Raw genomic sequence first — 22,859 nt, 5'->3', positions numbered from 1 at the left:
CCGCGTCTCAGGTCAGAGGCGGATTGAGAGGGTCAAGCGAAGCAACCGCTTGGCCCTTTCTCGTATCCACTCGAACCGGACGCGCAGCCTCATGCCGAGCATGATTGCCACTCCGGGAGGCGCCCTAGCGGGATTACTAAGGCGACGGTCAAGCGACCGCGACGGCTGCCCATGGGCGACCGTTTCGACCTTGCTTAAGGGTCTCGTCAGGCGGTTACAGTCTCCATAGGGAGACCCTTGAGTGAGCCCTAGAGGCTCTGCCGGTGTTATGAAGCCACCGCCGGCTGGGCTATCTTGCGATGTCAAAGAGCGGGCCGACCGGAGCGGCTAGGCCGTTCGTTCGGCGTGATTGGAAGATAGGAGCAAGGGTCTCCCCAAGTCAACCCTTCATTCAAAGAAAATGCTGTCCCGTCGTGTGACGTAGTGGCTAACACCCTGAGAATGCACGCTAATCGTACCGAAAAATAATTGATCAGGCCCGCCTTGTGACGCTCGCCAAGGGTCTCGAATGGTGATCCCTAGGCGGCAACCGCGCGTGCTCGCGTACGCGTGAGGCTGGGCTCTGCTGGTGGTCTCCTGGTGCACCCTGGGCGCATGAGACCCGGCCAAGGGCGAAAACAATGGATAAGAGACAGGTAAGGGAAAGCATGCGCGAGCCTGGGCCAGCGCCGCCCATGGCCACCTAGAGCGCACCGCAAGGCCTCACGGCGATGCCTGGGCGTATCCTGGGATAGATTGTCCCGCTCTGGCCTAGGGATTTCAAGGGGTTAGCCTGGGGCTGTGACCACCAAGGTGACGCGAGGTGGCCGCGCAGGGTTCCAAGGGTGGCCGCCGAGGCTGGGGCACGGGGGGAAAAGGCCCGCCGCGCCTAGGAAGCAGGCCCCTGACGTTTTTGCGCCAGAACATCCGGGGGTGTCAGACCCCGGAGTACCTAGCGATCAACCCGTAGTCCACCCGAGGAACCCTCAGGGCCGCTTGGACGCGCTGCTCTGGGCTGTCCAGGAGGGCGAGGGCCAGGGACTGGCGATGCTCCGGGAGGGTCATAGCGAAACTCAGTTCGATTCCCGCAGCGATCTCCTGGGTGTCCGCGTGGGCCGCCGCGTTGCGGACCCGCTGGTAGGCCTTTCTGGCCTCCTGGTTCCTGTAGTAGCTGGCCAGCGAAGCCTGGATCATGCTCTCGCGCTTGGAGAGATAACGCTCACGGGCGTAGGCCTTCTTGGCGGCCACGCGCTCTTCCTCGGTGTGATACTTCCTGGGTCTTCCCATGTGTCTCTCTGCTGGTTGACAACACCCAATCCCAGGTCTGTACGAGATAGCAACGCTATCGAGTTAAGACCTGGGGGCGACCGGACGTGGTCGCTGGGTGGACTGGGTGGTTGGGTCTGAGGAAGGATAACCAGCTGGAGGTCAATCGCTGGGGGCTCCTTCTCCTACACCTATAGGGAATGTTGGAGGGTGGCTAAGGGCGCCTACCTAAGGTGGGGGGTGAGTGGTACGCACGGGCTTTTACACCCGAACCCACCGTCCTTGCTGTCCGCCCCTATAGCCGCTCTGGCGCCTGAAGGAATCCATGAACTTCCGAAGCTCTTCGTCCTTCCGCTTCTCGATGAGGGCCTGGGTGGCCTTCTGCTCGTCCCTGGCCATGCTCTCGGTCCAGTAGGCGACTGCCATGGCGAGAACGTCCAGGCGGTCGTCCTTGGCGAGCGAGCCGCGTTCGGCCGTGATCCGGGACATCTGGTAGAACAGCCGATAGATGTTCTGCTTGTCGGTCGGATAGACCAGGGTGCTGTCGTAGTCGGCCTTGATCACCTTGGTGTCCACGATGAGCTTGTGGCGCATCATGACGGGCTCCAGGGTGTCGATGATCCGCTTCTCCTTCATGCCCGATGCATGGGGAGCATCCTCGATCATGCAGCGGTGCTTCCGAGCGCAGACCGGCTGGAACAGCTTCAGGAACATACCGTCGCCGAAGTTGGGCTCGATCAGGATGTGGTTGACCTTGTGGCGCTCGGCGATGTCCGCGAGGCCTTCCATGGTCTCGTCCGAGTAGCCGTCCTTGAAGCCGCCGCAGGCCAGCAGGTAGAGGAACCCGTGGAGGTGCTTGACGACGGCATAGGTGGTCTCGTCGGTGCCTCGGCCTGAAGGGTCGATGGTCATGACGGACCCGGTGTACTCGGTCCACTCCTCGGACAGCATAGCGGGGCCGTGGAAGCTGTCCCCGACCATCCCGACGTTGGGTACGTCATTGACGACGTTGGCCGCTGAGGCGCCCCAGACGGGCTTGCTGGGGGCCATCTCCGGGTTGCAGGCCATGACGATCAGGTCAGCGAGCTTGAGCGGGTAACGCTCCTGGTCGGACAACCGGGTGTCGAGCATGAACTGCAGGGAGAAGCCCGCCTTGCCGTAGGACAGGTGACGCTCGGCGAGGTCCTCCGGGGAGAACCGCTTGACGTCCGTGGGGGTCCCTGGGGTCGCTCCGCGCTCCAGGCGCTTCCTGATCCAGGGGGCGAGGTTGTCGCCATAGTTCCCCAGCTGCTCCTCGGTCGGGTACAGAGCGGGCCAGATACGCATGGAGTAGCCCCGGTCGAGCAGGGCGTTGTAGAGGCTCATCTCGCACTGGGGCGTGCCCAGGTAGACGATCTGCCCACCAGGGGAGAGCAGCGCGTCGAACTCCTTGACGACCTCGGAGAGCTTGTCCCGCATGGCCTGGGTGGCCGAGTTGCTGGGAACCTCAACGTCGTCCGCCACGATGGTGTTGGCGCGGGACCCGGTCAGCTGCCCGAGGATGCCCACGGATTTCACCGAGGGGGCATGGGCGGCTCTGGCCGGGCCGACGTCGAAGGCGATCTTGCTCTCGCGTTGATCGTTCGTCGGGATGAGATGCGCCAGGATGGGCATCTCTCGGATGAGCTTCAGGGTGAAGGTGGAGAAGGCGTCGGCGCGCTCCTTGGAAGCGGACACGACGAGGATTTTGTGCTGGGGATCGAGCAGCAGCAGCCAACAGACGTAGGCGCTGGTGATCCAGGACTTGCCGACCCCTCGAAACGCTTCAACAATTCTGCGCTTCGGACCGTTCTGCAGGTAGTCGCAGAGGTCGTATTGGATGGGCGTAGGGTTGGGGAGGCTGAGGTGCTGCCAGACCAAGAACAGGAAGTTCTTGAAGACCCGCAACTCAGCAGGGACTTCGTTCATATGCTCCTTCTGCTGTGGATGCTGGAAGGCTCTCGCGGAGCCCTCTAGGATCGACAGGGAGGGCCGCTGGCGGCTTCCTCGGGACCTGGGCAGGGTATGCCTAGGGAGACCCTTAGAAGCCGCCAGCGGGCTCAGTTGTAGGTAGCGTCCTCGTCGGCGTCGTCGGCCGAGAAGGGGAGTTTCGCCAGGAGACCCGCTAGGGGGCTGTCCTTGGCGGGCAGGGAGGAGATGCAGTTGTCCTTGAGGAACGCCCGCGCGACGTTGAGGTCGGCAGCGGTGGCGGAGCCATCCTGGACCCTCTTGAGGAGGTCCTTGGCGAGTGCCTCATGGAGTTGCTCGAAGACTTCGTTGGATGCCTTTGCCATTAGAAGAGCCGGGGAATGTAGGGGACGATGAAGGAGACGACTGCGGAGATCGCGACGACGACCCAGTGAGCCCCGGAGAGGAAGCCCTTGCGGGCCTCCTCCTTGGTCTCCAGGGCACCCACGCGGGCCTCGACGTCGTCCACCCGCTTATCGAGACGGGCCTGATTGGAGAGGATGGCGTCAACCTTCCCCTCCAGCCGGCCGACCGCCTGGAAGAGATCGGTGAGGTCGGACACGGCTACAACTTCGCCGCAGCCACGAAGAGAGCGTCGATCTGCTCTTCGGTGAGGTTCAGTTCGGGCGCGAGCATGGAGACGTAGGGGTTCGCCCGCTCCCAGATGTTGGCGCTCTCGTACCAGATGCGGACGGGACGATACGGGTGGTTCGCGATGATGGTCTCCAGGTCGTCCAGAAGGCCGGCGTTGAAGAGGGCCATCTGCGCCTGAGCGCGGGACACGATGACGGGGGGTGGGGAGGTAAGCTCCCCTGTGTCGGTGTCGAGGAATTTCCCGACGAGGTCCGTCAGGTCCCCGGTGAAATCAGGGAGGACGAGGACGCGCTTGTTGCCGGGCTCCATCTTCGAGACGTCGTCCGCCGCGAAGAGGACCTTTCCGGCCTCGTCAAGTCCGACCACAAAGCCTCGCGGCCGGTCTTCGTTGTGAGCCACAGAGGCGTACCAATCCTCGCCCGCAGCGTTCTCGTAACGCGCGAAGGAGATACCGGTCTCGGGGTCCTCGTATCGAACGGGAGCCCCCCAAGAGCCGAGGTCGATGATGTTCACGGATTACTCCACGTAGACGTTAACGTACCCGCCCTGAGACGGGATGTGCTGCTGAAGGGTTCGATAACCGAAGGTTTGAGCGCCGTAGGGCGTGCCTGCGGCCCCGGTGAAGACGCCCGGAGCGCAGTTGGACATTCCCCCGGTCCCGCCGATTTCGCCGTAGCCGACCATACGGACGCGGTGGACGCGGTCACTCACGCTCGGCATGATGTTGTTGTAGGCATCGTTGTAGGCGCCGTTGCGGGCGTTGGCGACGAAGGTGTAGAGGTCGCCCAGCTGGGCCGTGTTGACGTCACCGCCCGGACCAATAGAGATGCCACCGCTGCCGTTATCACCATTGTTGATGTAGAGGCGGGCGTTGCTGTCCGTATAAATCCGCCAATGGAAGACATTGGGGTAGACGAGGTGAACCATCGGGTAGACCTTATAGATCGTAAGATCACCCGACATCGTGTCGCCGGCCTTGGAGACCCTCGCGTTGGCGTTAGCGTTGGCGTTCGACGCTGCGGTGCTCGCCGCGCCGATGGACGTGTTGAGTCCCGAAACGGTCCCGTTGATCTCGGTCTTGGAGTAGTAGCTCGACGGGTCGAAGGTGGCCGCCCTATCCGCACTCGCAGCCGCCGCGTTCTTGAACGTCTCGGCCTCGTTGCGGAACCCCTGAGTGGCGGTCCGGTCAGACGCGACCTGAGCCGACTGCGTGTCCACAGTGGAGGCCTTGGTGTCGACGTTCGCGGACTTCGCGTCCACGTTGGCCGACTTGGCGTTGACGTTGGTGTTCCAGGCGGCGACCTCGTCGCGGTAGCCCTTGGTCGTGTCCCGGTACTGGAGCGCCAGATCGCGGGCAGCGACAGCCGCAGCGAGCGCGGCCTCGGCAGCCTGTCGGGCTGTCACGGAACCGTCTCGGGCAACCACGGCGGCCGCCAGGAGGGCGTTCATCTGCGGGAGGAAGGTGCCGTCGTGGTACTGCTTCGTGACCGCGTCACGCGGGGAGGTCGGGTCGCCGATGTCGGAGATGCGACGGCCGGCAGCGCCATAGGAGCCATCCGCCTTCAACTCAAGAGTTCCACCAGCGATGTCGATGGCTTCCTGCACGATGTAGAAGGTCTGCAGCGCAGAGAGATCGAGGTCCGTCTCGACGAGGACGGAACCGTCCTGGAAGTCGACCATCGGGGTTTCTCGGGGGGTGGTCCTGCGAACCTCGACCACGCCGGGCTCGTAGCCGGGGGAGATGCGGACCGTCTGCCCGTCGTCCCAGGTGAAGGACACGGGAACCAAGTTAACACGGACGCTAACATGGCCTTTGGCGAGATAGGGGAACGGGACCGCGAAGGTCGGCGTCACCCCATCGCCAGGGAATTGAGCGTAGGAAAGAGCCATTACTTCCTTATGAAAGAGAAAGACCCCCGGATTTCTCCGGGGGCCTGAGGGTTACTGCTGGTTGGCCGGGACGGCTGACATGGTGTCAGGCCCCTTGGCGGGAGCCGCTCGTTTGGCGAGAAGCTCCTGCATCTTGGCCTTTTTGACCGCGTCCAGGATCGCCGGGTTCTCCTTGAAGAGAGCGACCTTGGCGGCCTGCCGGTACATCCCGATCACACGCTGGATCATCATCTGGCGGGTGCCGGTGATGCCATCCTCGCCGGGCTCACCATCAGTGAGCTTGGTCTGGTATTGCTCGGACACCACCAGCTTCTGGAGGGCCTGACGGAGCGAGGGCATACCCTGCTTCGGCTGGGCGATCAGTTCGCGGTAGCGGTCCAGGGCCGAATGGGTGGTCCCCTTGAACTCAGTCAGATCGACGCCGTCCAGGTCCTTCGGCGGGCTGTAGAGCTTCGCGCCGTGGATATAGGCCTGCCGCGCGAGTTCGTCGGCGACGTCCATCTGGGGGCTCTTCTGCCAGTCCTTGGTCACCGGCTGATCGCCGATGTTATGGGCCTGAATGCCAGTCAGGAACGGGCTGATGCTGTCGGGTCCCCAGCCAGGAGGCGTAAGGACCTTCTCACCGAACACGTTGCGGACCGGGTCGACGTCCTTGGAGTACCCAGGGATGCGCCGCTTCACCTCGTCGATGACGGTGCGGGCTTCGCGCATGTAGGGGTCGTCGTTGAACGCCTTCAGAGACGAAGGTACCCAGGACCCGACCTGACCACGCATCCACTTCGCCATGTTCCTGTCCGGGTCCCCAACGGCGTTGAGGAAGTTCGACAGGCCAGCGAGATAGGACTTGTTCTTCAGGTTCTGGGCGAGGGCAATCCCCATGTGGCTCGCGATGGTCTCCAGGTCCTCGTCGCCGAGGTGACCAGAGGCCTCCGCAAGGTCCGCCGCCATGCCGAGGATGAGACCGAAGGGGTCCATCTTCGCGTAGCTGATGTATTTCACCGAGCCGTCCGGCTGGGTCACTCGGACCGAGTAGGGCATCCACCCGGTCGCCTGGAGAAGCTTGCGCTGCTCGGGGTCGGTAGGACCGGCTCCGGTCACCTTTCCTTCCAGCGCGAAGCTACCTGCGGTGCCCCAGATGAGGGCGCCACTGGCGGACCTAGCAGCCCATTCGGCCTGCGCCTCAGTACCGTTGCGGCCCATAGCGTTCATCATCTCCTCCTTACGGAGAAGGTTGAGGCCCGGCGTACGGGACCACATGAAGCGCCCGATGTTGGTCGGGGTGCGGACGAACGGCATGATGAAGCGCAGGAACGGGTGATCGTTCACGCCGGTCTGGGCGATCTGCCCCCACGACTTGTTCCCGAAGTAGGTGTCGGTCTTCAGGTTGTTCGAGAAGGTGACGCGGTTGGCATCCTCCAGGGCGATCTTGTCGAGTCCCTGACCGGTCCGGGGATCGACCGAGGCGTCCAGGGCGCGGGTGGTGTATTCCTCCAGGGACATCCCCTGGCGGTCCGCGACCTCGCCCATGTGCCATTCCTTGCCAGCGCGAGCGCGGACACGGGAGCGATAAGCCATCTGCTTGATGAACTCGTCCTCGGCGATCATCATCCGGGACGACAGGTTGGTGGCCTTCGAGAACGTATTGAACACCCACTCAGCGGTGCCGTTGGGGTTCTTCATGAACTCCTTCAGCTGCATCGAGCCGTGCTCCGAGGCCATACCCGCGACACCCGGATCGAGGATCGGACCCTCGCGCTTGAAGGCGTTGACCGAGAGCTTCAGGGCGTCCTGGAAGTCCGCGACGATGTTCCGGTACTGGAGGGCGCCTTCGACGAACTGGGCGCGGCCTTCCTTGGTCCCGACGTGCAGAGCCCCCGCCAGCATCTTCTCGGCCGGCAGGTAGGCCATATGCATCGCCGAGCCCATCACGTTGGCCGCGTGGGTGATCGGGTTGGATAGGATGCCGTTCACCCAGACCTGCTGGCCGAACTTCATCAGGTTGCCCAGGAGGCCACGCTCGGTGACCTTTGCGATGGCCTTCGGGCTGCCGCCTGCCGCCTTGATCCGGCGAGCGTAGGCACGCATCGCAGCGGGGCCGCCAGCGAACAGCTGGTCCGGGTCCATGCCGGCGAGCATCTTGTCGCGGGCCTGACCACCGAGCTTGAAGGCGTTGAAGGTGCGGGCGAGGTTGGTCTTCGCGCCACCGTACATGGCCTGGACGTTCGCCAGGAGTTCGGTGTGCTTCGCAAAGTCGGCCATCACCTCGTTGACGCTGGAGTAGCCCGGCGGGACCGGCCCGAACTCATCGGCGACATAGGTCGCGAGGTCGTCCACTTTCTTGGCCACGGAGGCGTGGAAGTCGGCGAAGGCCTTCATCTGGGCCGCCATGGACTCCGAGTTCTTGTGAACCTGGGCCAGCTGGTTGAGGATCATCTGCGGCTTGCCACCGGTCAGGTCCCCGATCTGCTTGGCCGCCGACTGGACCTCACCCCAGGTGACGATCCCGTCCTCACCGCCGCCGCGAGCGAGCTTGATCTCCTTCTCGTAGGCCGATGCGATGGCGTTGATCGTCGGGCCGACCTCGTCGACGTTGTCGATCAGTTGGGTGTTCAGCGTGGTGACGGCTTGGCCCTCACCCTTGAACAGCCCCTTGTTCCAATCGCGGTCCGCCACGAAGGCCTTGAAGTTCTCATCGTCGACCGTGACGATCTTCTTGACCTCCGGGGTGCCTACCGGCTTGTCGGCTCCCTTCGTCCCGTTGCCGGGGATGGGATCGACTTTGGCGCCAGGGGCTGCCGCCATGGGCTCATCACCCAAGCTCAGGGCCAGCTGCTCACCTTCTTTCGGGGCAGGAGCAGGAGCGGCCACAGGAGCCTCCTCTGCGGCCTTGGCGGGCTGCCCGAACATATCCAGCTGCTCGCCTTCCTTGGGCGCCACGGGAGTCTCAGGGGCTTCCTTGGCGGCCTTCTCGGCAGCGGCCTGGGCCTCCGCAGCAGCGTCGATCTCGTCGAGCGCCTCGCGGGCAGCCTTCTTGTCACCCTTAGCCCACGCTCGGGCCACCTTGGCGGACGCGATCAGTCCCTCCAGGCCGGCGCCGATGATGCCACCCTCGACCGCACGCTTCAGCCGGTTCACCGCTTCGTTGTCGCCGGGCTTCGTGGCGAGGAACTCGGTGACCGCGTTGGCGTACCGGGGGTGGGACTGGATGAAGTTCGAGATGTTCTCGTCGTTGCCGTCGAAGACAGAGAAGTCGGCGATGGCTCCCTGCGCCACCCGGCCGGCGATGGCGGCTCCCATGGAGGCACCCTCGGCGATCTTGAGGACCTTCCCGGCGCCGACCAGACCCACGACCAGCTGGGCTGCATCGTTGGTGATCTGGCCGAGGCCGGTCTCTGGCTTGTCCGGGAGGACGCTGTCGGGGATGACCGGCTTGCCGAAGCCGCTCTTGGGCATCCCAGAGTGCCAGGAAACGAGGCCGTTCTCGCCTCCGAACTCGATTGTGCCGAGGTCGACGACGTTCTCGTTCAGCCAGGAGGCGAGTTTCTCAGTGCCAGAGACAGCCGAGTTGACACCTTCACCCGCACCACGGACCAGCTGGCCAGGGACCTCCTTGAGGTTCTTCTTGATGTTGGCCCAGGTCCAGGTGCCGGGAGGGGCGTTGTCGTCGTTGGGAGCCCCTGCGGCTCCCTCCGACTGGAGTTCGGCCAGTATGGCGTCCACCTGGGCGGCGTGGTTGTTGTCTTCCTCGGCCTGAGCGGGGAGACGATTGGGGGCGACCGTGACGACAAGAGGACCACTTCCGGTGTCTTGTGGGAGCGTCTGGGCGCCGGCTTGGCCTTCGAGTTCAGGGTCCATGAATTACCTTTGGGTTCCCGCAAGCGCCTTCTGCTGGAGATACCAGCGGACAGCCTGCTTCTGATCGGTGATGCCTTGCGCCTCCAACCAATGGTTGAAGGGGCCAGGACGGGAGGGGTTCTGGCGCCAGAGACTGAAGGCGCCTTCGAGTTCGTTGAGGCTTCCCCAGACGAACTTGTTCGTGGTGTCGACGTCTCTGCTGGGAGCCGGGACGGCCTGGGCCTCCCTAACGGGGGCGGACGTACCAGGAGCGGGGGCCGGCTTAGGCTGCTCCTTACCCGGCGTGGGCGGCGCGGCCAGTTCGGGTTTCGCCTTCTTCTGGGCCTTCCAGGCTTCGATGTCGGCCTTGTCCCCCAGGACCGCCTTGGTGGTCTCGAAGAGGAACTGGGACTGCTGCATCGGGGTGGCCTTGGGATTGTCCCGCATCCACTCGATGTATCGGGTGCGGACCTCGCCCTTGGCCTCGACCTTGTTCTTGGCCTTCTCCATGTCGATGTTCATGGGGTCCCCGAGGACATCGTTGATGTCGCTCATGGCGTCCCGATAGACCGCGGAGTTGAGGAAGGATTGGGTCTGGTTCTGGCGAGCCTGCTCGTAGAACTTGCTGATCGTCTGGGGGCTCTTCAGCACACCGCTGGCGATCAGGTCCGGGACGTCGGCTACGAGGATGTCACCGCTGTAGAGGCGCGTCTGCGCGTCAACGAGCGAGTGCGGGTCCTCGGTCTGGGTCCGGTCGGTCAGGCTCTTGTTCATCGCGATCATCTTCTCGGCGAGCGAGGAGTGGATCTTCGCGGCGTCTGCGATGGCCTTCGAGGAGAAGGTACCGTCTGCGTTGACGTTGCCGCTCTCGTCCTTGACCTGCTCGCCCTTGGCGATGGACTGGAACGCGTTCTCCTGGGCGACGTAGAAGGCTGACTTCAGGCGTTCCCGCTGGGCCTTCTCCTGCTTCTCCTGGAGGGCAGCCTTCTGGGCGTCCCTACGGGTGGTCAGCTGGTAGACGTGGTCCTTCGCGGCGATGATCTGTTTCTGAACCTCCGGGTCGCTGGAGAGCTTCACACCCTTCGCGTCCGGCTGATCCAGGATGCCCAGGTAGTTCGGGTCCAGGCTCATGTAGGCCTTGTTGATCACCGTCTGGACCAGACCGGCCGTGACCGTCTTCGAGTCCTCACCGGATGCGATCCGAGCGTCACGCGTGGCGTAAAGCTTGGTCTGCATCTCGTCGTACTCGGGGTTCGCCGTGGGGGCGTCCGAGACCTTGCCACCGCCCTGCTTGAGGACGGAGTTGAACAGCGCGGTGCGTCGGTCCTGGCCTTTCCCGAAGCTCTCCCAGGTGGGCGCGAGGACGGCCTGGATTTGACGGTTGAAGCCGCCGGCCTTGATGTCCTCCCAGATGTTCCGGCCGGTGCGATCCTTGTAATCCCGCTCGGCCAGCCATAGGGCGGCTCGGTCCTGGTTCTCGGGGGTCATGTATTGGTTGACCCCGCCCCAGACGCCTTTCCAGGTCCCGATGATGAACTGGTACTTCCCGGAGGCGGTCGACTTCTTTCCCTTGTTGGGGCCGAAGTGGATCTCCTCGCCGATACCCGGATGGGGGCCGTTGATGTCGAAGTTCAGGTTCCCCTTGGCGCCGCCGAAGCGGATGTTGTAGCCGGGGCTCTCACCGGAGGAGGTGGCCTCCAGGAACGCCAGCTGCTCGGGGGTCGCATCCTTGAGCGCAATCGGCTCTCGGTTGCGGCTCGCCGGGGACACGCCGGGCGCCGTGGAATAGGCGTCGAGGGTCTCCGCGAACTGCTGGTTGCCGACCCGGTTCTTCTCCTGGATCAGGTTCGCCGTGGCGTTCTGGGTGTGGTTCGCCGCGAACTTGGCAGCGCCAGCCTTGGCGGCCTCAAGGGCAGCCCGGCGGCTATCTGGATCGGTGTATTGATCCAGCGTCTCCTTCATCCGGTCCATGTACCATTTCTGGATGGCGTCGGGATCGGTGGAGGAGGCGATGCCAGAGGTGACGTATTCCGCCTGCAGCTGGCCGAGGCGCTTGCTGACGGCGTTCGTGGCGAGGCTCTCCGAGAGCCCCTTCTTGAACCACGGGGACTTCGAGGCGAGCGTGGCGTCGGCCTCCAGGGCCTTCTGCCAGGACTGCTGGTCGGAATGGTTCAGGGCATAGAACTGGCCCTCGACCATGTCGGCCTTCTGCTGCCGCTCATCGCGCTCATCCAGGAAGGACTTGGCGACCCCAGCGAACGAGGACAGCGCCGAGATGAGCGCCGCCGCGTTGCCGGTGTTGTCCGCCGGCTTGGCGATGGGTGTTGGGGCAGTGGGAGCCACCCGCTGCGGACTGGTGTCCACAGGGGCGGCCATCCGCTGAAAGTTCGGGTCAATGCCAACGGTATCGACCGGCTGTGCAGCGGGGTTGAACTGGATGCGGTTGATGCCGCCGGCCATGTGATTTCCTTAGAACGAGAGGTTGTTGGCCTTCGCGTAGCCAGAGATGCCGCCGAGCACGGCTGTGCCGATCTGGGCGTACATGGAGAGGTTGCTGCCCTTGGAGACCTGCTGGACCGGGGCCACAGGGGCGACCGGGCTGGGCACCTGGAGGGGCGCCAAGGGCGCGTCCGGGGTCAGCTGCATAGAAGCCAGCTTGGTGTATTCCTCGGCCTTGAGGGCATCGAGGTTGAGGACCAGCTGGCGGTCTCGAGACTGGCGGTTCTTGTCGATGACTTGGAGAGCCTCGCCTTCCTGGCGGAACAGGTCCCCGCGAAGTGCCTCTGCGGTGGCGCTATCGTCGCCGATACCCCGCTCGCCAATGGAGGCGTTGACGGAGCCTCGGGCAGCGCGGCCCTCCGCGTTGGAGGCCTCGATCTGGAACATCTCCGCGATCTGCTGCTCGAACGCTTGGGTGAGCAAAGCGCCCATCTTGACGAAGTAGTTCTGCTCGGTCCGCTCGGACTGGTCGTTGACGTGAGCAACCTGACGGTCCCACTCGGTCTTCTGATATTCGAGGACCTTCTCGCGGTACTCGATGTTCGACCGGTAGACGTCGTTGTTGTAGACCATCATCTCGGCCCGGTACTTCTCTTGTTGAGCGTTGACCTGGGCCTGATAGGCGGCGTTCTGCCATTTCTGCTGGTTGGCCGCAGCTGCCCCAGTGATGGCGCTGAAGATGCCTACGCCGGCCGAGAGGATGGCCCCAGCGCCTGCGATGCACATGGGTGCCTCCTGTGAAACGGGATGAATTCGAGCCCCTGAGGGCTGGTGATTGGACGATCCAGCGTGAAGCCGGCCCAGGCGAGCCAGCGGACATGCCGGGTGTTGCGGGCGTCCACCGCGTTGCTGATCAAGGGGTGGTCCCCCTGGACCAGCCGGATGACCTCCGGGGTGTTCCTTAGGAACCACCGCCAGTTGGTCTCGATGTCGTCGGTACCCACCATCCACGGACTGGCATCCCCCTGGCCGAACAAGGCGAAGGGGAAGCCGGCGTCGTCCACGCAGACCCATGAGGGGCCGGCGCGGAGCGACATGAGGATGGCGGCGAGGGGTTCGAGGCCGAGGGCGATGGTCTCCTGGCGGTCCGCCTCTCGGAGGTGCCGGTTGACCCAGTACGCGTCCCCGGTGACCGCTGGGCGGAAGCGGGGCATTACGAGGCCTGCTGGGACCTGACCGTGTAGAGAGCCTCCCAGTCCGCATTGAGGATGCGGGTGGGGAAGGGGGTGTCGTTGATCAGTTCGATGCTGGCGTCCAGGTTCCGACACATGATCGGGAACCGGAAGACCCCCGTCTCGATGGCCGGGAAGCCCAGCCGATTGTTCAGCGACCCAACCACACGGCCCGTGAAGACGGTCGTGTAGGAGTCCCTGCCGAGCGGGGTGACGATGATGCGGAAGTAGCCGGTCTCGGCATAGTTCACACTCATCCGCCTGACTTGGAGCCGACCCTCGGTAGCGGCCATCTGACCACCCCCGACAGCCTCCTTGCGGAGCACCAGGGTGGAGAACTTGTACCGCAGCGAATACGGCACACCGACGACGAACTTCGAGACGACGCCCTGGACCCGGACGGCGTTGGCCGTCTCCCAGATGATCCGCATTGAGCGCCCAGCCTTCTGGTCGGGGTCGCCTGCCAGCGCCACCACCTGGACTCCCATGACGGAGTTCCGCTTGGTGATCGTGGTGACGAAGCCGAGTTCCGAGTGGGGCTCGGTCACGAAGGTGGTGTTCGTGTGGTCGTATCGGTGATCGAGCAGGACTTGGTACGGCATGTCCTCGTCGATCACGCCGGGGCTCAGATCGATGCGCTCCAGGTGGAGGCCGTCAGAGCGCCGCATGATCAGCCAGAGGGTGCTCTCCAGAAACTGAACAGCGAGGATCGCGCAAGTCGGCTCGAACACCCACCTCGACCACGACGACTGGAGCTTCTCTCCGTTCCCGGATGCCCAGAAGTATTTGTAGACGAAGACGGTGTTCGGAGCGGTGTCCGTCAGCGCGACCAGGACGTCCTCGTTGGTCGACGCGGCGAGGTCCGTGACGCGTCCCTTCAGGTACTTCGGGACGTGCGCGGTGATGTCGGTCGCGTGGTTCGTCTTGGTGGTTCCGTCGACATAGAACTCGCGGATACCGGCGAAGCCGAACTTGCTCGTCGTGAAGTAGATGAAGGAGCCTGCGGCCACAGGGCTCGCAAGGTTGTCCGTCTCGTACTCGGTGGTCTGCGCGATCGACACCGTAGCTGGGCTCAGGACCTCGCCACCCTGGAGGATGAACTGGGTCTGGTCGGCCATCAGCAAGAGCGCCTGATTGAACGGGATCGCCCGGCGCAGGTTCGAGACCTTCGTATGGGAGACCGTCACGTCGATGACGTCGGTGTCGATCAATGCGGTCGCGGTGTCCCTCCAGAAGTTGAAGATGTCACCGGACTTCGACAGGACCACATGCTCCTGGGCCGTGAAGCCTAGGCGGTTGCGGAAGAAGAAGATGTCACTGATCCGACTACCGATGAAACCGGGCTCGGGGACCGTCTTGCTGTCACCCGCGCCACACTTGTTCCAGTCAGCAGGGCCGAAGGTGAACGTTCCGTCCGCCTCGCGCTTGAGCGTGTGAGGCATCGTCGCAGGGTCCAGGGCGATCTTCCGGCCGGGCTTCGGGATTTCCTTCCAGAGGCCAGCGAGGTTCGGGTCCATGCCGGCATCGGCTTTGTACTGGACGTAGAAGTTGTCGTGGTCATTACCCGGCGAGCCAAACACCTCGATCTGATACCCGTCGTAGCACTTGGCCGGCAGGTCCACGAAGGACTGCACCTTGCCTTTGGCGGCGAGCATGAAGGTGTTGCCGGCGCCGTCCTCGGTGCGGATGGTGAAGTCCGCCGAGCCGGGGGCCGTAATGCGGATCACCGAGCCAGTACAAGCGAACCCCCAACCGGGAAGGTTTGCCTGCATCTGGGCCAGGAGGGCACCAGCGATGGCGTCCGTCTGGATTTCCGCTGGCTCCGTCTTCGAGGTGGTCAGCTGGGCAACCACCGACTGGTTGATGATGATCCTGTAGTTCGTCGCGTAGTTCCCCTGGCGGACGTAGACGATGGCCGCAGGCGGGGCGACGGGCTGAGTTTCTGCCCCCATGGCGGTCGCGGTGTCGCGGTTCAGGAAGAACGTGTAGTCGGCGATGGTGATCGCCTTCAGGTTCGCCGAGGGGTTGACGAGGTAGGCCTTGCCGCTCGGGAAGTTGACCGTCTTGCGGTTCCCGGCGAAGTCATAGACCTCCAGGTCCCCGTTCGGGTACGCGATGGCGATGTACTTCTCGACCTCGTCGCGGTCGATGACGTGGACGAAGACGTTGTCCGGGAGGCTCTCGGTGAGCTTCGCCACAGCCTTCGAGGGGGGCCTCTTGGTGAGACCCTCAACGATGGACGAGTGCCCGTTGATCTGCTCCTCGGCCTGGGAGGCCAGACGGAGCGCGAAGGGCTGTTGCGAGACGCCGTTGATGAAGTTAGGGACCGACCCGGAAACGATCCGCTGGACCGTCGCGGTGCCCATCAGAACCCGGTCCGGTTAGGGATGCGGGGCCAACCCAGGATGCGACGGGCGTCCGAGTTGTTGTAGATCGAGTAGCCACGGTTGGTGGCCTCGTCGTTTCGCAGGGCGACCAGGGCGCGGAGCTCGTCCTCCTTGTTGAAGGTCGAGAGCGTGGTCGAGCCCACCGTGCGGTCCTGGAAGATGCGGGCGGCGCGGACCATCACGAAGTGACGGGCGACCTGAGGCATCTCCTCGAAATCCAGGAGGCGGATGATGCGGACCGTGACGTTGGCGTCGAAGGTGTAGGTCTTCCTGCCCCGGTCGTAGAGCCGCAGACCGCGCTGCACGTAGTCCAGGCTGGGGTCCATTGCGTCCACCGTGAGGGTGTTCGCGGGCAGCCTGATCTCGCCGGGGAGGGGGAACTGGGGCTGCAGGACGTAGTCGTAGTCAGTGTTCCAGGACCACCCTGTGGACTGAACCTGACGCAAGGTCTCGTAGAGGGTGTTGCGGGCGGTGACCGCGTCTACAAGGCCGGTATTGGTGACGGAGTTGACGGGGCTCTCGCCGATGACGGCAAGGCACGTATTGATCGCATCAAGCTCCGTCGTGAGCGCGATGGCCATGACGGTTCCTTGGTGGAGAAAGAAAAAAAGGGAGGTCCCGAAGGACCCCCCTTTGCGGTGGTTGTGGTGTTGGCAGACGGCTTAGACAGCGGCCTTGCTGATCTCGACCGAGCACTCGGGACGGAGACCGCCGTGACCCATCGCGTACTTCGCGACGATCAGGGTGCCCTGGCGACGGATGTCGTAGTCACCCTCGGTGGCGAGGTCCATGAGCTTCACGGTGCCAACGGCGTTCGGGTGACCGACGTAGCCGATGGTGTTGGCGAAGTTGCCCTGGTACTTCACGTTGCCGGTGACGATGTTCGTGGTCGGAAGGTGGTTCGACTTCACGATGCCCAGGTTGGCGACCTCGAAGACGTTGCCCTTGGCGACCGAGCCGTTCTTGCCGTCCGTGAAGTCACGGTTGATGACCTTCTCGTCCAGAACCAGCTTGTAGTACTGGGCCGGCTTGAAGACGGCGAAGCGACCCTGCTCCGGGACGTCCTTCTCGTCGAGCGTCTGCGCGGCGGCGTAGAGCGCGTTGACCAGGGCCGAGTTGGCGTTCGTGACAGCGTCGGCACCGGCCGCAAGCGTCGAGCCACCGAAGGCGCCCGTGATGGTCGCAGCGGCGCGGGCGTTGAGGACGGCGGTCTGCAGGACGTTCTTGTCGAAGGTGTTGGACAGCGAATAGCCGGCCTCCTTCGTGTAGATCGAGCGGACGTCGTAGTGGTTCTTCGCCTCGTCGATGGACGCGATGAAGACCGGCGCGACCAGGAGGTCGTCGATGGTGATGACCTTCTCGCCGTGCAGGACAGTGCCGCCGGTGATCTCGTTGCCGGGAACGTGGTAGAAGGAGTCAACCTTCCAGGTCGCCGGGAACTGGGCCGACTTGCCGTTCGAGATCGTGCGGACAAGGTGGCGACCCTGCATGACGTTCACTTCAGCGAAGGCCGTCAGCGTCTCGCCGCCGAACACCTTGAGGAAGAGCGCGTCGGCATCGCCCGAACCATTGATCATGCCAAGGCGGGACGGAGTGGCATTTGCCATAGTCTATATTTCCTGTGTGTGAGAAATGGGCGGGGTGCCCTTGGCGCCCCTCTAAGAAGAGGCAATGCCGTTTCACACAGGACGGAAGTAGCTCCCCCAGTGAGCATCGTTGAGAGGCCGGGGGAGCCTTGTTATTTCTTGAAGACAGCCTTTGCGAGGCCGCCGAGGATGCCGATAATGCTGGCACCCTGTTTGATGGGAGCGGTCACCGTAGGGGCAACCTTGTCGACCACGTCGAACACACCCCCGGCCACCTCGATTGCCTTCTCGATATCCGAGGGCTTCGCTTTGGTGGCCAGGGCGGCGTCCTTGACGACTTCGACCGTCGCCGCACTCTTTGCAGCGGCAGCGGCCTTGACCTGAGCGGGACCGTTACGAACGGCCTCCACGATCTCAGAAGCGGCCTGAACGATCTCGTCGTCGATGGTGTTCTTGGTATGCTTGGCGATCACCCCCACGACTGCGAGCGCGAGCGTCACCAGGACCAGGATTACATCCCAGTGCAGGAGGACGAACGCGAAGACAGCAAGGAGGGTCTCCATAGGACGATCCTTAGAACGCGGTGGTAACCGCGATGCGTCCCTCGATCTCGGCACGGTAGGCCGGGTCCCGGCTGTAGCGCGGGTCGGACATAGCCGTGGTCATTTGGTCGAGAGACTGGAAGCCGACCGCACCGCCGGGTGCGTTCTGGCCGTTGAGGAGCGTGGGCTCCGAGCCGTTGGAGCCCTCATAGCGGGCCTTGAGACCAGCCAGGGCGAGCTTGGCGACGGTCGGGTCCCCGTTGACCATCAGGTCACTGAGGGTGGCGACCTCGCCGGCCGGGAGGTTGACTTTGGCCCAGGCCGTGATGGCCTTGTACTCGGCCTCGCCGCCGACGACCGACTGAATGTCAGCCACCTCGGCAGCCGCGAGGGCCTCCTGGCCCCGGACGTAGCTGTCCACGAAGGCCCTATCGAGACCCGCCTTGGCGAACTCGGCATAGCTCTTCTCGGACAGCTTGCCGTCCTTGGTGTATTCGGCGTCGATGGCCTTGAGATCCACGCCGGCCGCAGCGGCTTTCGCCTCGATCTGGGCGCCAGCGTCAGCCGGGGGCGTGGCCGAGGCGGCTGCGGCGCTGGGGTCCGCCTTGAGGGTCTGGTACGCGGCGGCCAGATCGGCCCAGCTGTTGAACCCCTCGGGGAGACCTTCGGGGCGACTTTCGGTACCCGTGGAGGCAGCAGCCTGTGCGGGAGCCGGTTCCCCCGAGACGGGGGTCGGGAGCGCGGCGGCGACGGCCGAGGACGAGTTGGCGGTCTGGGTGGGCTGGCTGCCGGCCGGGGCTTCTGCCGGGGCCTCGCCAGAGGTGAAGGTGGTCATCAGTAGTTCACTCGCTTGATGCCAGCGAAGGGCTCGTCAACGACGGGCTCGCGAACAACCGGGGTCGTCTGCTCCTGAATGGAGAGATCGACGGGAGTCTCCGGGACATCAGGGGTCTCCGGGGTCTCGGGCTTCTTACGCGGCAACTGGTGCTCCTTGCTGCTGCTGCTGGGCGAAGGACTTCATGGCCTCCGGTCCCAGGGTGTTGATCATGTTCTGCTTGGCGTTCGCCTGGTTCTCTGCGGCGATCTGATCGGGGGTCTTGACGAGCCCCTTCTGGTCGACGCTGAGAGCCGTGAAGACGCGATTGATGAAGTCGGTCTCGATCACATTCCGCTGCATGGCCTGCTCACCGAGAGCGGCCTTGACCACCTGGGCTGCCTGCATGAGGTTCTGCAGATCGTGACCGCGTCCGAGCGCGTCGAGGCCGGTGACCACCACAGGGGTTACGGTGTTCGGCGGAAGCTCAGGGAGTTTGCCCTGCTTCTGCAGCTGGAAGACCAGACGGCGTACGTAGGGAAGCTGGAACTCCTGGGCGAGGATCGTGTAGACGCCGCCGAGGGCGCTCTCCAACTCGGCCGCCATCAACCTGATTTCCTCGGCCGTCACTCGCTCGGCGTCTCGCGTGATGCTGGAGACGATGAGGAAAGCCTGGGCGAGCCGCTGGGTGATCTGGGTGATCGTGTCGAGGGCGACACGGAAGTCGTTGAACTTCTCGACCTTGAGGACCGAGACGTCAGTGGCGACACCGGAACGAACAGCGAGGTTCGGGCTGTCGCTGACCGTGCTCTCCTGGGTGACCCCGTTGGGGTTCACAAGGAACAGGACCTTGGCGGCAGCTGCGGAGCCTTCGACGATAGCGGCGGTGAGGCCTTCGAGAGACCTGAGGTCACCGATGTATTCCTCGACGTGGCCTCGGCCGTAGTCTTCGCCGTCCACGCTGGCCCAGCGGAGGGCCATGAAGGGGGCCTTGTCGACGGGCCACTTCCCCTTGGACTTGGGGATCATCGTGTCCATGCACTCTTGGTGCACCTCGAAGAAGTCGCCCTTACGCTTGATCCACGTATAGAGGTGGACGCGGTTTGCGGTGCCGTTGATAGGTGACGCGGCGGCGATCTTTCGGATGTTCTCCGGGAGCGCCTCGGGGTGGACGACCTCTTCAACCACGCACTCGATCAGGTTGCCGGCGGGGTCCCGCTTCACGACGTACTTGTCGAGACGGTAGAACTTGAGGCTGTTGTCGGGTTTCAGATAGAGCAGGCCGTTTCCGGTCACGATCAGATGCTTGAGACACTCGAACAGGGGGGCGCGGGTGGCCGTGCTCTCAATCTGGACGCCGACGATCCGCTCCATGCTCCCCATGGCTTCCAGGACCTTCGAGCGCATCGCGTCGTCACCGCTCAATTCATCGAGCGTGTTGTCGTCGACCTGGAAGCGGAAGAAGGATTGGTTAGCCGGGAGGAGGGCCTGGAGCAGCTTCGCACTGAGGTTGTTTACGCCCTTCGCGCCCATCCCCTGGTAGGGGGTGGGGAGAGTGACGCCGGTTCCCTGAGTGCGGGGAAGGAGGCTAGGGATCGTCAGTTCAGCGCAATCCTGCGCCCGCGTCAGGAACGTGGAGCGGTCGGACGTCAGCTGGCTGTAGCGACCCTTAGCGGTGGTCGCCGGTTCCACTAGCCTCGGGGAACGTTCAGGCCCGTCTGGCCACCGCCGCTCTGCGGGGCGCCTGGGTCAATCTTGAGGGACGCTCGGCCGCGCCGCTTGATGGTGTCCTCGTCGTCGGAACTGCCACCCGTCACGAGGACGGCGGCGGGACCGGGCGTGGGCGCTGCGGGGCGCTCGGCGACAGCCTGGAGCTTCTCCAGCTGGGATCGGACGGCCTCGTTCTCCTTGGACAGCTGCTCGGCGTTGCGGGCAGCCTGGGCGTTGGCTTCCTCCATCAGACGCTTCTGCTCGGCGGCTGCCGCAGCCTGCTGCTCACGGGACGCCGCGGCTTCCTGGGAGGCCTGGATCATTTGAATACGGGAGGCTCGACCGGAGCCACCGAAGATACCCATGGGGTGGGCTATCCTTTCAGGATGTTGGCGGACTGCCGCTTGAGTTCGGCCAGGAGAAACCGGACGACCTCGCGCTTGCCGACCTCGATCCAGATCGTTCGATCCGTCATGTCGGGAGTCGGGCAGCGTTCCGGGAACCGCTTATCCAGGGCTTCAACCAGAGAGGCGTCCAGGGGTGGAATTTTGGGGAGATTGCTGGAGGACACTGAGGGTCTGGTCCTTTGGCTCAGGTGGGGGATAGGGGGTACGCACGGGGCGACGGCGCCCTTGGGCGATGTCCTTGGCGTACCGGAAGCTGATCTCCGTCTCCCTCGCAGCGGCGCGGATCGACCACCCCTCGACCCTGAGGCGTCTGAAGTGGTCGATCTGCTGGTCGGAGTAGACGGTGCGAGGGTTGTTAGCCCCAGGCTTGAACAGCGGCATGGAGCCGGGCGAGGAAGTCGTCCATCTTGTTCAAGAGGTCTCGGAGGTCCCCGTCGTTCACGAAGTGAGCGTCGAAGGTCATACCTTCCAGGAGGCCTTCGCTTGCCGCTGTGGACTGCACGTCAGGGCGCTCGATGCGGATCGTCGCCGAGGCTGGATACCCGCAGATGATCGCGTTCATCTCGTTCGGGAAGCGCATATCGTCGATCACGACGTTGCAACCCTGGCCGAGCAGGTAGTGAGCCTGGGTCATCGCGGCCTTCACCCAGAGGTCCTCGGCGACGGCGTTGCGTCCCCAGTCGGTTCCCAGGGTGATCATGAGGTGCCGGGTCGAGACGCCGATGGCTGGGATCACCTCTTCCTTGCGATCACCCTCGACCATTTCCGCGATGTCGCTGGCCTCGTATCCCAGGCTCCTCAGGAAGGTGGCGGTCATCATCTTGAGGACCTGGGCGAACTTCACGACCTGGAAGCCGTGGTTGAGCGCGAGGTGAGCAGCCACCGTCGACTTCCCGGACTGGGGGACAGGCGAGTAGAGGCCGATCAGGACGGGCTTCATCAGGCCCACTTCGGGAGGCGGAAGCGGAACGACCGGGCGCCGAGGTCGACGTGGACGGTTCGGCCGAGGCGGTCGATGACGAAGATGGGCTTGCCGCGCTTACCGCTCGGGCGGCGCTTACGGCTGACGACGAAATACCAGTTGTCCCAGCCGAGGGACGACTTGGTCACGATGAAGGGGGCAGCCAAAGGATCGGCTCCTGTGTCTTGAAGTTGTAGTGGGAGGCGTCGAGGATTTTGGCCATGCGGGCCTGGATGATCGCGTCATCCTCGGTCAGGCCCTTCTTCTCGTAGGCGGCGACCACGTCCGCCCAGATCACCCGGCGGTACTGCTCGGGCTCGGCGTCGGGGTAGTCTTCGAGGGCCTTGGAGAGGATCGCGTCGGCGGCCTTGGGGCCTACGCCGGGGCAGCCCTTGTAGCCGTCCGTGACGTCGCCCATCAGGGTCTGCTTCATGTGGAAGTAGAAGGCGGCCTCGGCGTCGATCTCCTCGATCACGCAGCCTTCCTCGGTGCCCCAGCGGATGAACTTGCCGGGGATCGTCCGCATGTCCTTGTCGATGGACACGATGATCTTCTCGCCGGGGATCAGCTTCGGGTGGGTCGCGAGGATGCCCATACAGTCGTCGCCTTCGAGGCCGGGCTTGAAGAAGGCCTGACGCTCGTCGACGAGGTACTGCTTGAGGTGCTTGAGGATGATCGGCTTGCGGACCGACTTGCGGCCACCCTTGTAGTCGGGGTGGATGCCGAGCCGGAAGTTGCCGTCGCTGTCGGTCAGGCAGAGCTTGAACTGGTCCGCCTGGAGGGTCTCCATCATACGGGAGACCTCGGCGTCGAACGCTTCGATCACCTCGTCCCAGCCGACCTGCCACGTCCAGTAGCCGGGCTCGAACTCGAAGGCCTTCTCGCAGCTGAACGCGGCGTTGTAGGCCACCACGTCAGCGTCGATGAGGAGGGTCCTCACCGGGGCACCACCACGTTGAGCGGGTGGACAGCGGTCAGGCGCTTTGTGCCGCGCCAGTCGCTCACCTCGATGCGGACCTGCTGCTTCGGGGTAAAGCCGATGACGACCGCCGGGGTCAGGTCAGCGCCGGAGCGGGCGGTCTTGGCCCAGATGACCGACTGCCCGATGACCAGCTCGTTTCCGCAGAAGGCCTTCATGCCCGGTCCATCCTGAAGACGTCCTTGCAGGGCAGCTGCATGATCCCGCCCTCGACCGGGCAGAGAGCGATGGGTTCATACCGGTGTACCCTCGG

21 protein-coding genes are annotated in these 22,859 nt (G+C 64.0%); all 21 read right to left on the bottom strand.

What is annotated here, in order from left to right:
• Nucleotides 1–915 precede the first annotated feature (915 nt).
• The gene (locus AB6806_RS23880; RefSeq protein ID WP_370955703.1) at nt 916–1,227 is read right to left on the bottom strand and encodes a hypothetical protein; all 312 of its coding nucleotides are present in this window, start codon (nt 1,225–1,227) and stop codon (nt 916–918) included.
• A 279-nt stretch (nt 1,228–1,506) separates the two neighbouring features.
• A complete protein-coding gene (gene terL, locus AB6806_RS23875; RefSeq protein ID WP_370955702.1) occupies nt 1,507–3,192 on the bottom strand; it encodes a phage terminase large subunit in 1,686 nt (561 codons plus the stop codon).
• 131 nt (nt 3,193–3,323) lie between these two features.
• Nucleotides 3,324–3,557 (bottom strand): hypothetical protein, encoded by a 234-nt coding sequence (locus AB6806_RS23870; protein WP_370955701.1) that lies wholly within the window; start codon nt 3,555–3,557, stop codon nt 3,324–3,326.
• Nucleotides 3,557–3,793: a hypothetical protein gene (locus AB6806_RS23865; protein WP_370955700.1), complete on the bottom strand. Its 237-nt coding sequence runs from the start codon at nt 3,791–3,793 to the stop codon at nt 3,557–3,559. The genes AB6806_RS23870 and AB6806_RS23865 overlap by 1 nt, the downstream gene beginning before the upstream one ends.
• Before the next feature lie 2 nt (nt 3,794–3,795).
• Nucleotides 3,796–4,338 carry a hypothetical protein gene (locus AB6806_RS23860; RefSeq protein WP_370955699.1) on the bottom strand — a complete coding sequence of 181 codons (543 nt, stop codon included), beginning with the start codon at nt 4,336–4,338 and terminating at the stop codon, nt 3,796–3,798.
• Nucleotides 4,339–4,341: 3 nt separating this feature from the next.
• Nucleotides 4,342–5,715 (bottom strand): phage tail fiber domain-containing protein, encoded by a 1,374-nt coding sequence (locus tag AB6806_RS23855; protein ID WP_370955698.1) that lies wholly within the window; start codon nt 5,713–5,715, stop codon nt 4,342–4,344.
• A 51-nt stretch (nt 5,716–5,766) separates the two neighbouring features.
• Nucleotides 5,767–9,570 carry a hypothetical protein gene (locus AB6806_RS23850; RefSeq protein WP_370955697.1) on the bottom strand — a complete coding sequence of 1,268 codons (3,804 nt, stop codon included), beginning with the start codon at nt 9,568–9,570 and terminating at the stop codon, nt 5,767–5,769.
• Nucleotides 9,571–9,573: 3 nt separating this feature from the next.
• Nucleotides 9,574–12,009, bottom strand: coding sequence for a hypothetical protein (locus AB6806_RS23845; protein ID WP_370955696.1), 2,436 nt, complete (start codon nt 12,007–12,009; stop codon nt 9,574–9,576).
• Between the two features lie 9 nt (nt 12,010–12,018).
• Nucleotides 12,019–12,774, bottom strand: coding sequence for a virion core protein, T7 gp14 family (locus tag AB6806_RS23840; protein WP_370955695.1), 756 nt, complete (start codon nt 12,772–12,774; stop codon nt 12,019–12,021).
• Complete coding sequence (locus AB6806_RS23835) at nt 12,732–13,202, bottom strand: hypothetical protein (protein WP_370955694.1); 471 nt, start codon at nt 13,200–13,202, stop codon at nt 12,732–12,734. Before AB6806_RS23835 ends, AB6806_RS23840 begins: the two co-directional genes overlap by 43 nt.
• Nucleotides 13,202–15,586, bottom strand: coding sequence for a phage nozzle protein (locus AB6806_RS23830; RefSeq protein WP_370955693.1), 2,385 nt, complete (start codon nt 15,584–15,586; stop codon nt 13,202–13,204). Before AB6806_RS23830 ends, AB6806_RS23835 begins: the two co-directional genes overlap by 1 nt.
• Nucleotides 15,586–16,188, bottom strand: a complete 603-nt coding sequence (locus AB6806_RS23825) for a hypothetical protein (RefSeq protein WP_370955692.1) — start codon at nt 16,186–16,188, stop codon at nt 15,586–15,588. The genes AB6806_RS23830 and AB6806_RS23825 overlap by 1 nt, the downstream gene beginning before the upstream one ends.
• Before the next feature lie 81 nt (nt 16,189–16,269).
• A complete protein-coding gene (locus AB6806_RS23820) occupies nt 16,270–17,214 on the bottom strand; it encodes a major capsid protein (protein ID WP_370955691.1) in 945 nt (314 codons plus the stop codon).
• 131 nt (nt 17,215–17,345) lie between these two features.
• The gene (locus AB6806_RS23815) at nt 17,346–17,756 is read right to left on the bottom strand and encodes a hypothetical protein (protein ID WP_370955690.1); all 411 of its coding nucleotides are present in this window, start codon (nt 17,754–17,756) and stop codon (nt 17,346–17,348) included.
• Nucleotides 17,757–17,766: 10 nt separating this feature from the next.
• Nucleotides 17,767–18,570 (bottom strand): capsid assembly protein, encoded by an 804-nt coding sequence (locus AB6806_RS23810; protein ID WP_370955689.1) that lies wholly within the window; start codon nt 18,568–18,570, stop codon nt 17,767–17,769.
• Between the two features lie 135 nt (nt 18,571–18,705).
• On the bottom strand, nt 18,706–20,241 hold the full coding sequence (locus tag AB6806_RS23805; RefSeq protein WP_370955688.1) for a portal protein: 1,536 nt from the start codon (nt 20,239–20,241) through the stop codon (nt 18,706–18,708).
• Nucleotides 20,241–20,624, bottom strand: a complete 384-nt coding sequence (locus AB6806_RS23800; protein WP_370955687.1) for a hypothetical protein — start codon at nt 20,622–20,624, stop codon at nt 20,241–20,243. Before AB6806_RS23800 ends, AB6806_RS23805 begins: the two co-directional genes overlap by 1 nt.
• 397 nt (nt 20,625–21,021) lie before the next feature.
• Nucleotides 21,022–21,606 (bottom strand): deoxynucleotide monophosphate kinase family protein, encoded by a 585-nt coding sequence (locus tag AB6806_RS23795; protein WP_370955686.1) that lies wholly within the window; start codon nt 21,604–21,606, stop codon nt 21,022–21,024.
• Nucleotides 21,606–21,794, bottom strand: coding sequence for a hypothetical protein (locus tag AB6806_RS23790; protein ID WP_370955685.1), 189 nt, complete (start codon nt 21,792–21,794; stop codon nt 21,606–21,608). Before AB6806_RS23790 ends, AB6806_RS23795 begins: the two co-directional genes overlap by 1 nt.
• Nucleotides 21,773–22,567: a hypothetical protein gene (locus AB6806_RS23785; protein WP_370955684.1), complete on the bottom strand. Its 795-nt coding sequence runs from the start codon at nt 22,565–22,567 to the stop codon at nt 21,773–21,775. The genes AB6806_RS23790 and AB6806_RS23785 overlap by 22 nt, the downstream gene beginning before the upstream one ends.
• Nucleotides 22,564–22,764: a hypothetical protein gene (locus AB6806_RS23780; RefSeq protein ID WP_370955683.1), complete on the bottom strand. Its 201-nt coding sequence runs from the start codon at nt 22,762–22,764 to the stop codon at nt 22,564–22,566. The genes AB6806_RS23785 and AB6806_RS23780 overlap by 4 nt, the downstream gene beginning before the upstream one ends.
• Nucleotides 22,765–22,859 lie beyond the last annotated feature (95 nt).

It is taken from the genome of Allobosea sp. RCC_152_1, assembly GCF_041360765.1.
Taxonomy (GTDB): domain Bacteria; phylum Pseudomonadota; class Alphaproteobacteria; order Rhizobiales; family Beijerinckiaceae; genus Allobosea; species Allobosea spartocytisi.
Note: the sequence above shows the minus strand (reverse complement) of the source record. Positions and strands in the feature narration are given on the sequence as shown.

Coding starts and splice junctions, on each gene's coding strand:
- AB6806_RS23815 (WP_370955690.1), bottom strand. CDS start 17,756: ATGGAGACCCTCCTTGCTGTCTTCGCGTTCGTCCTCCTGCACTGGGAT.
- AB6806_RS23795 (WP_370955686.1), bottom strand. CDS start 21,606: ATGAAGCCCGTCCTGATCGGCCTCTACTCGCCTGTCCCCCAGTCCGGG.
- AB6806_RS23850 (WP_370955697.1), bottom strand. CDS start 9,570: ATGGACCCTGAACTCGAAGGCCAAGCCGGCGCCCAGACGCTCCCACAA.
- terL (WP_370955702.1), bottom strand. CDS start 3,192: ATGAACGAAGTCCCTGCTGAGTTGCGGGTCTTCAAGAACTTCCTGTTC.
- AB6806_RS23825 (WP_370955692.1), bottom strand. CDS start 16,188: ATGGCCATCGCGCTCACGACGGAGCTTGATGCGATCAATACGTGCCTT.
- AB6806_RS23830 (WP_370955693.1), bottom strand. CDS start 15,586: ATGGGCACCGCGACGGTCCAGCGGATCGTTTCCGGGTCGGTCCCTAAC.
- AB6806_RS23800 (WP_370955687.1), bottom strand. CDS start 20,624: ATGGGTATCTTCGGTGGCTCCGGTCGAGCCTCCCGTATTCAAATGATC.
- AB6806_RS23780 (WP_370955683.1), bottom strand. CDS start 22,764: ATGAAGGCCTTCTGCGGAAACGAGCTGGTCATCGGGCAGTCGGTCATC.
- AB6806_RS23870 (WP_370955701.1), bottom strand. CDS start 3,557: ATGGCAAAGGCATCCAACGAAGTCTTCGAGCAACTCCATGAGGCACTC.
- AB6806_RS23845 (WP_370955696.1), bottom strand. CDS start 12,009: ATGGCCGGCGGCATCAACCGCATCCAGTTCAACCCCGCTGCACAGCCG.
- AB6806_RS23835 (WP_370955694.1), bottom strand. CDS start 13,202: ATGCCCCGCTTCCGCCCAGCGGTCACCGGGGACGCGTACTGGGTCAAC.
- AB6806_RS23810 (WP_370955689.1), bottom strand. CDS start 18,570: ATGACCACCTTCACCTCTGGCGAGGCCCCGGCAGAAGCCCCGGCCGGC.
- AB6806_RS23820 (WP_370955691.1), bottom strand. CDS start 17,214: ATGGCAAATGCCACTCCGTCCCGCCTTGGCATGATCAATGGTTCGGGC.
- AB6806_RS23855 (WP_370955698.1), bottom strand. CDS start 5,715: ATGGCTCTTTCCTACGCTCAATTCCCTGGCGATGGGGTGACGCCGACC.
- AB6806_RS23840 (WP_370955695.1), bottom strand. CDS start 12,774: ATGTGCATCGCAGGCGCTGGGGCCATCCTCTCGGCCGGCGTAGGCATC.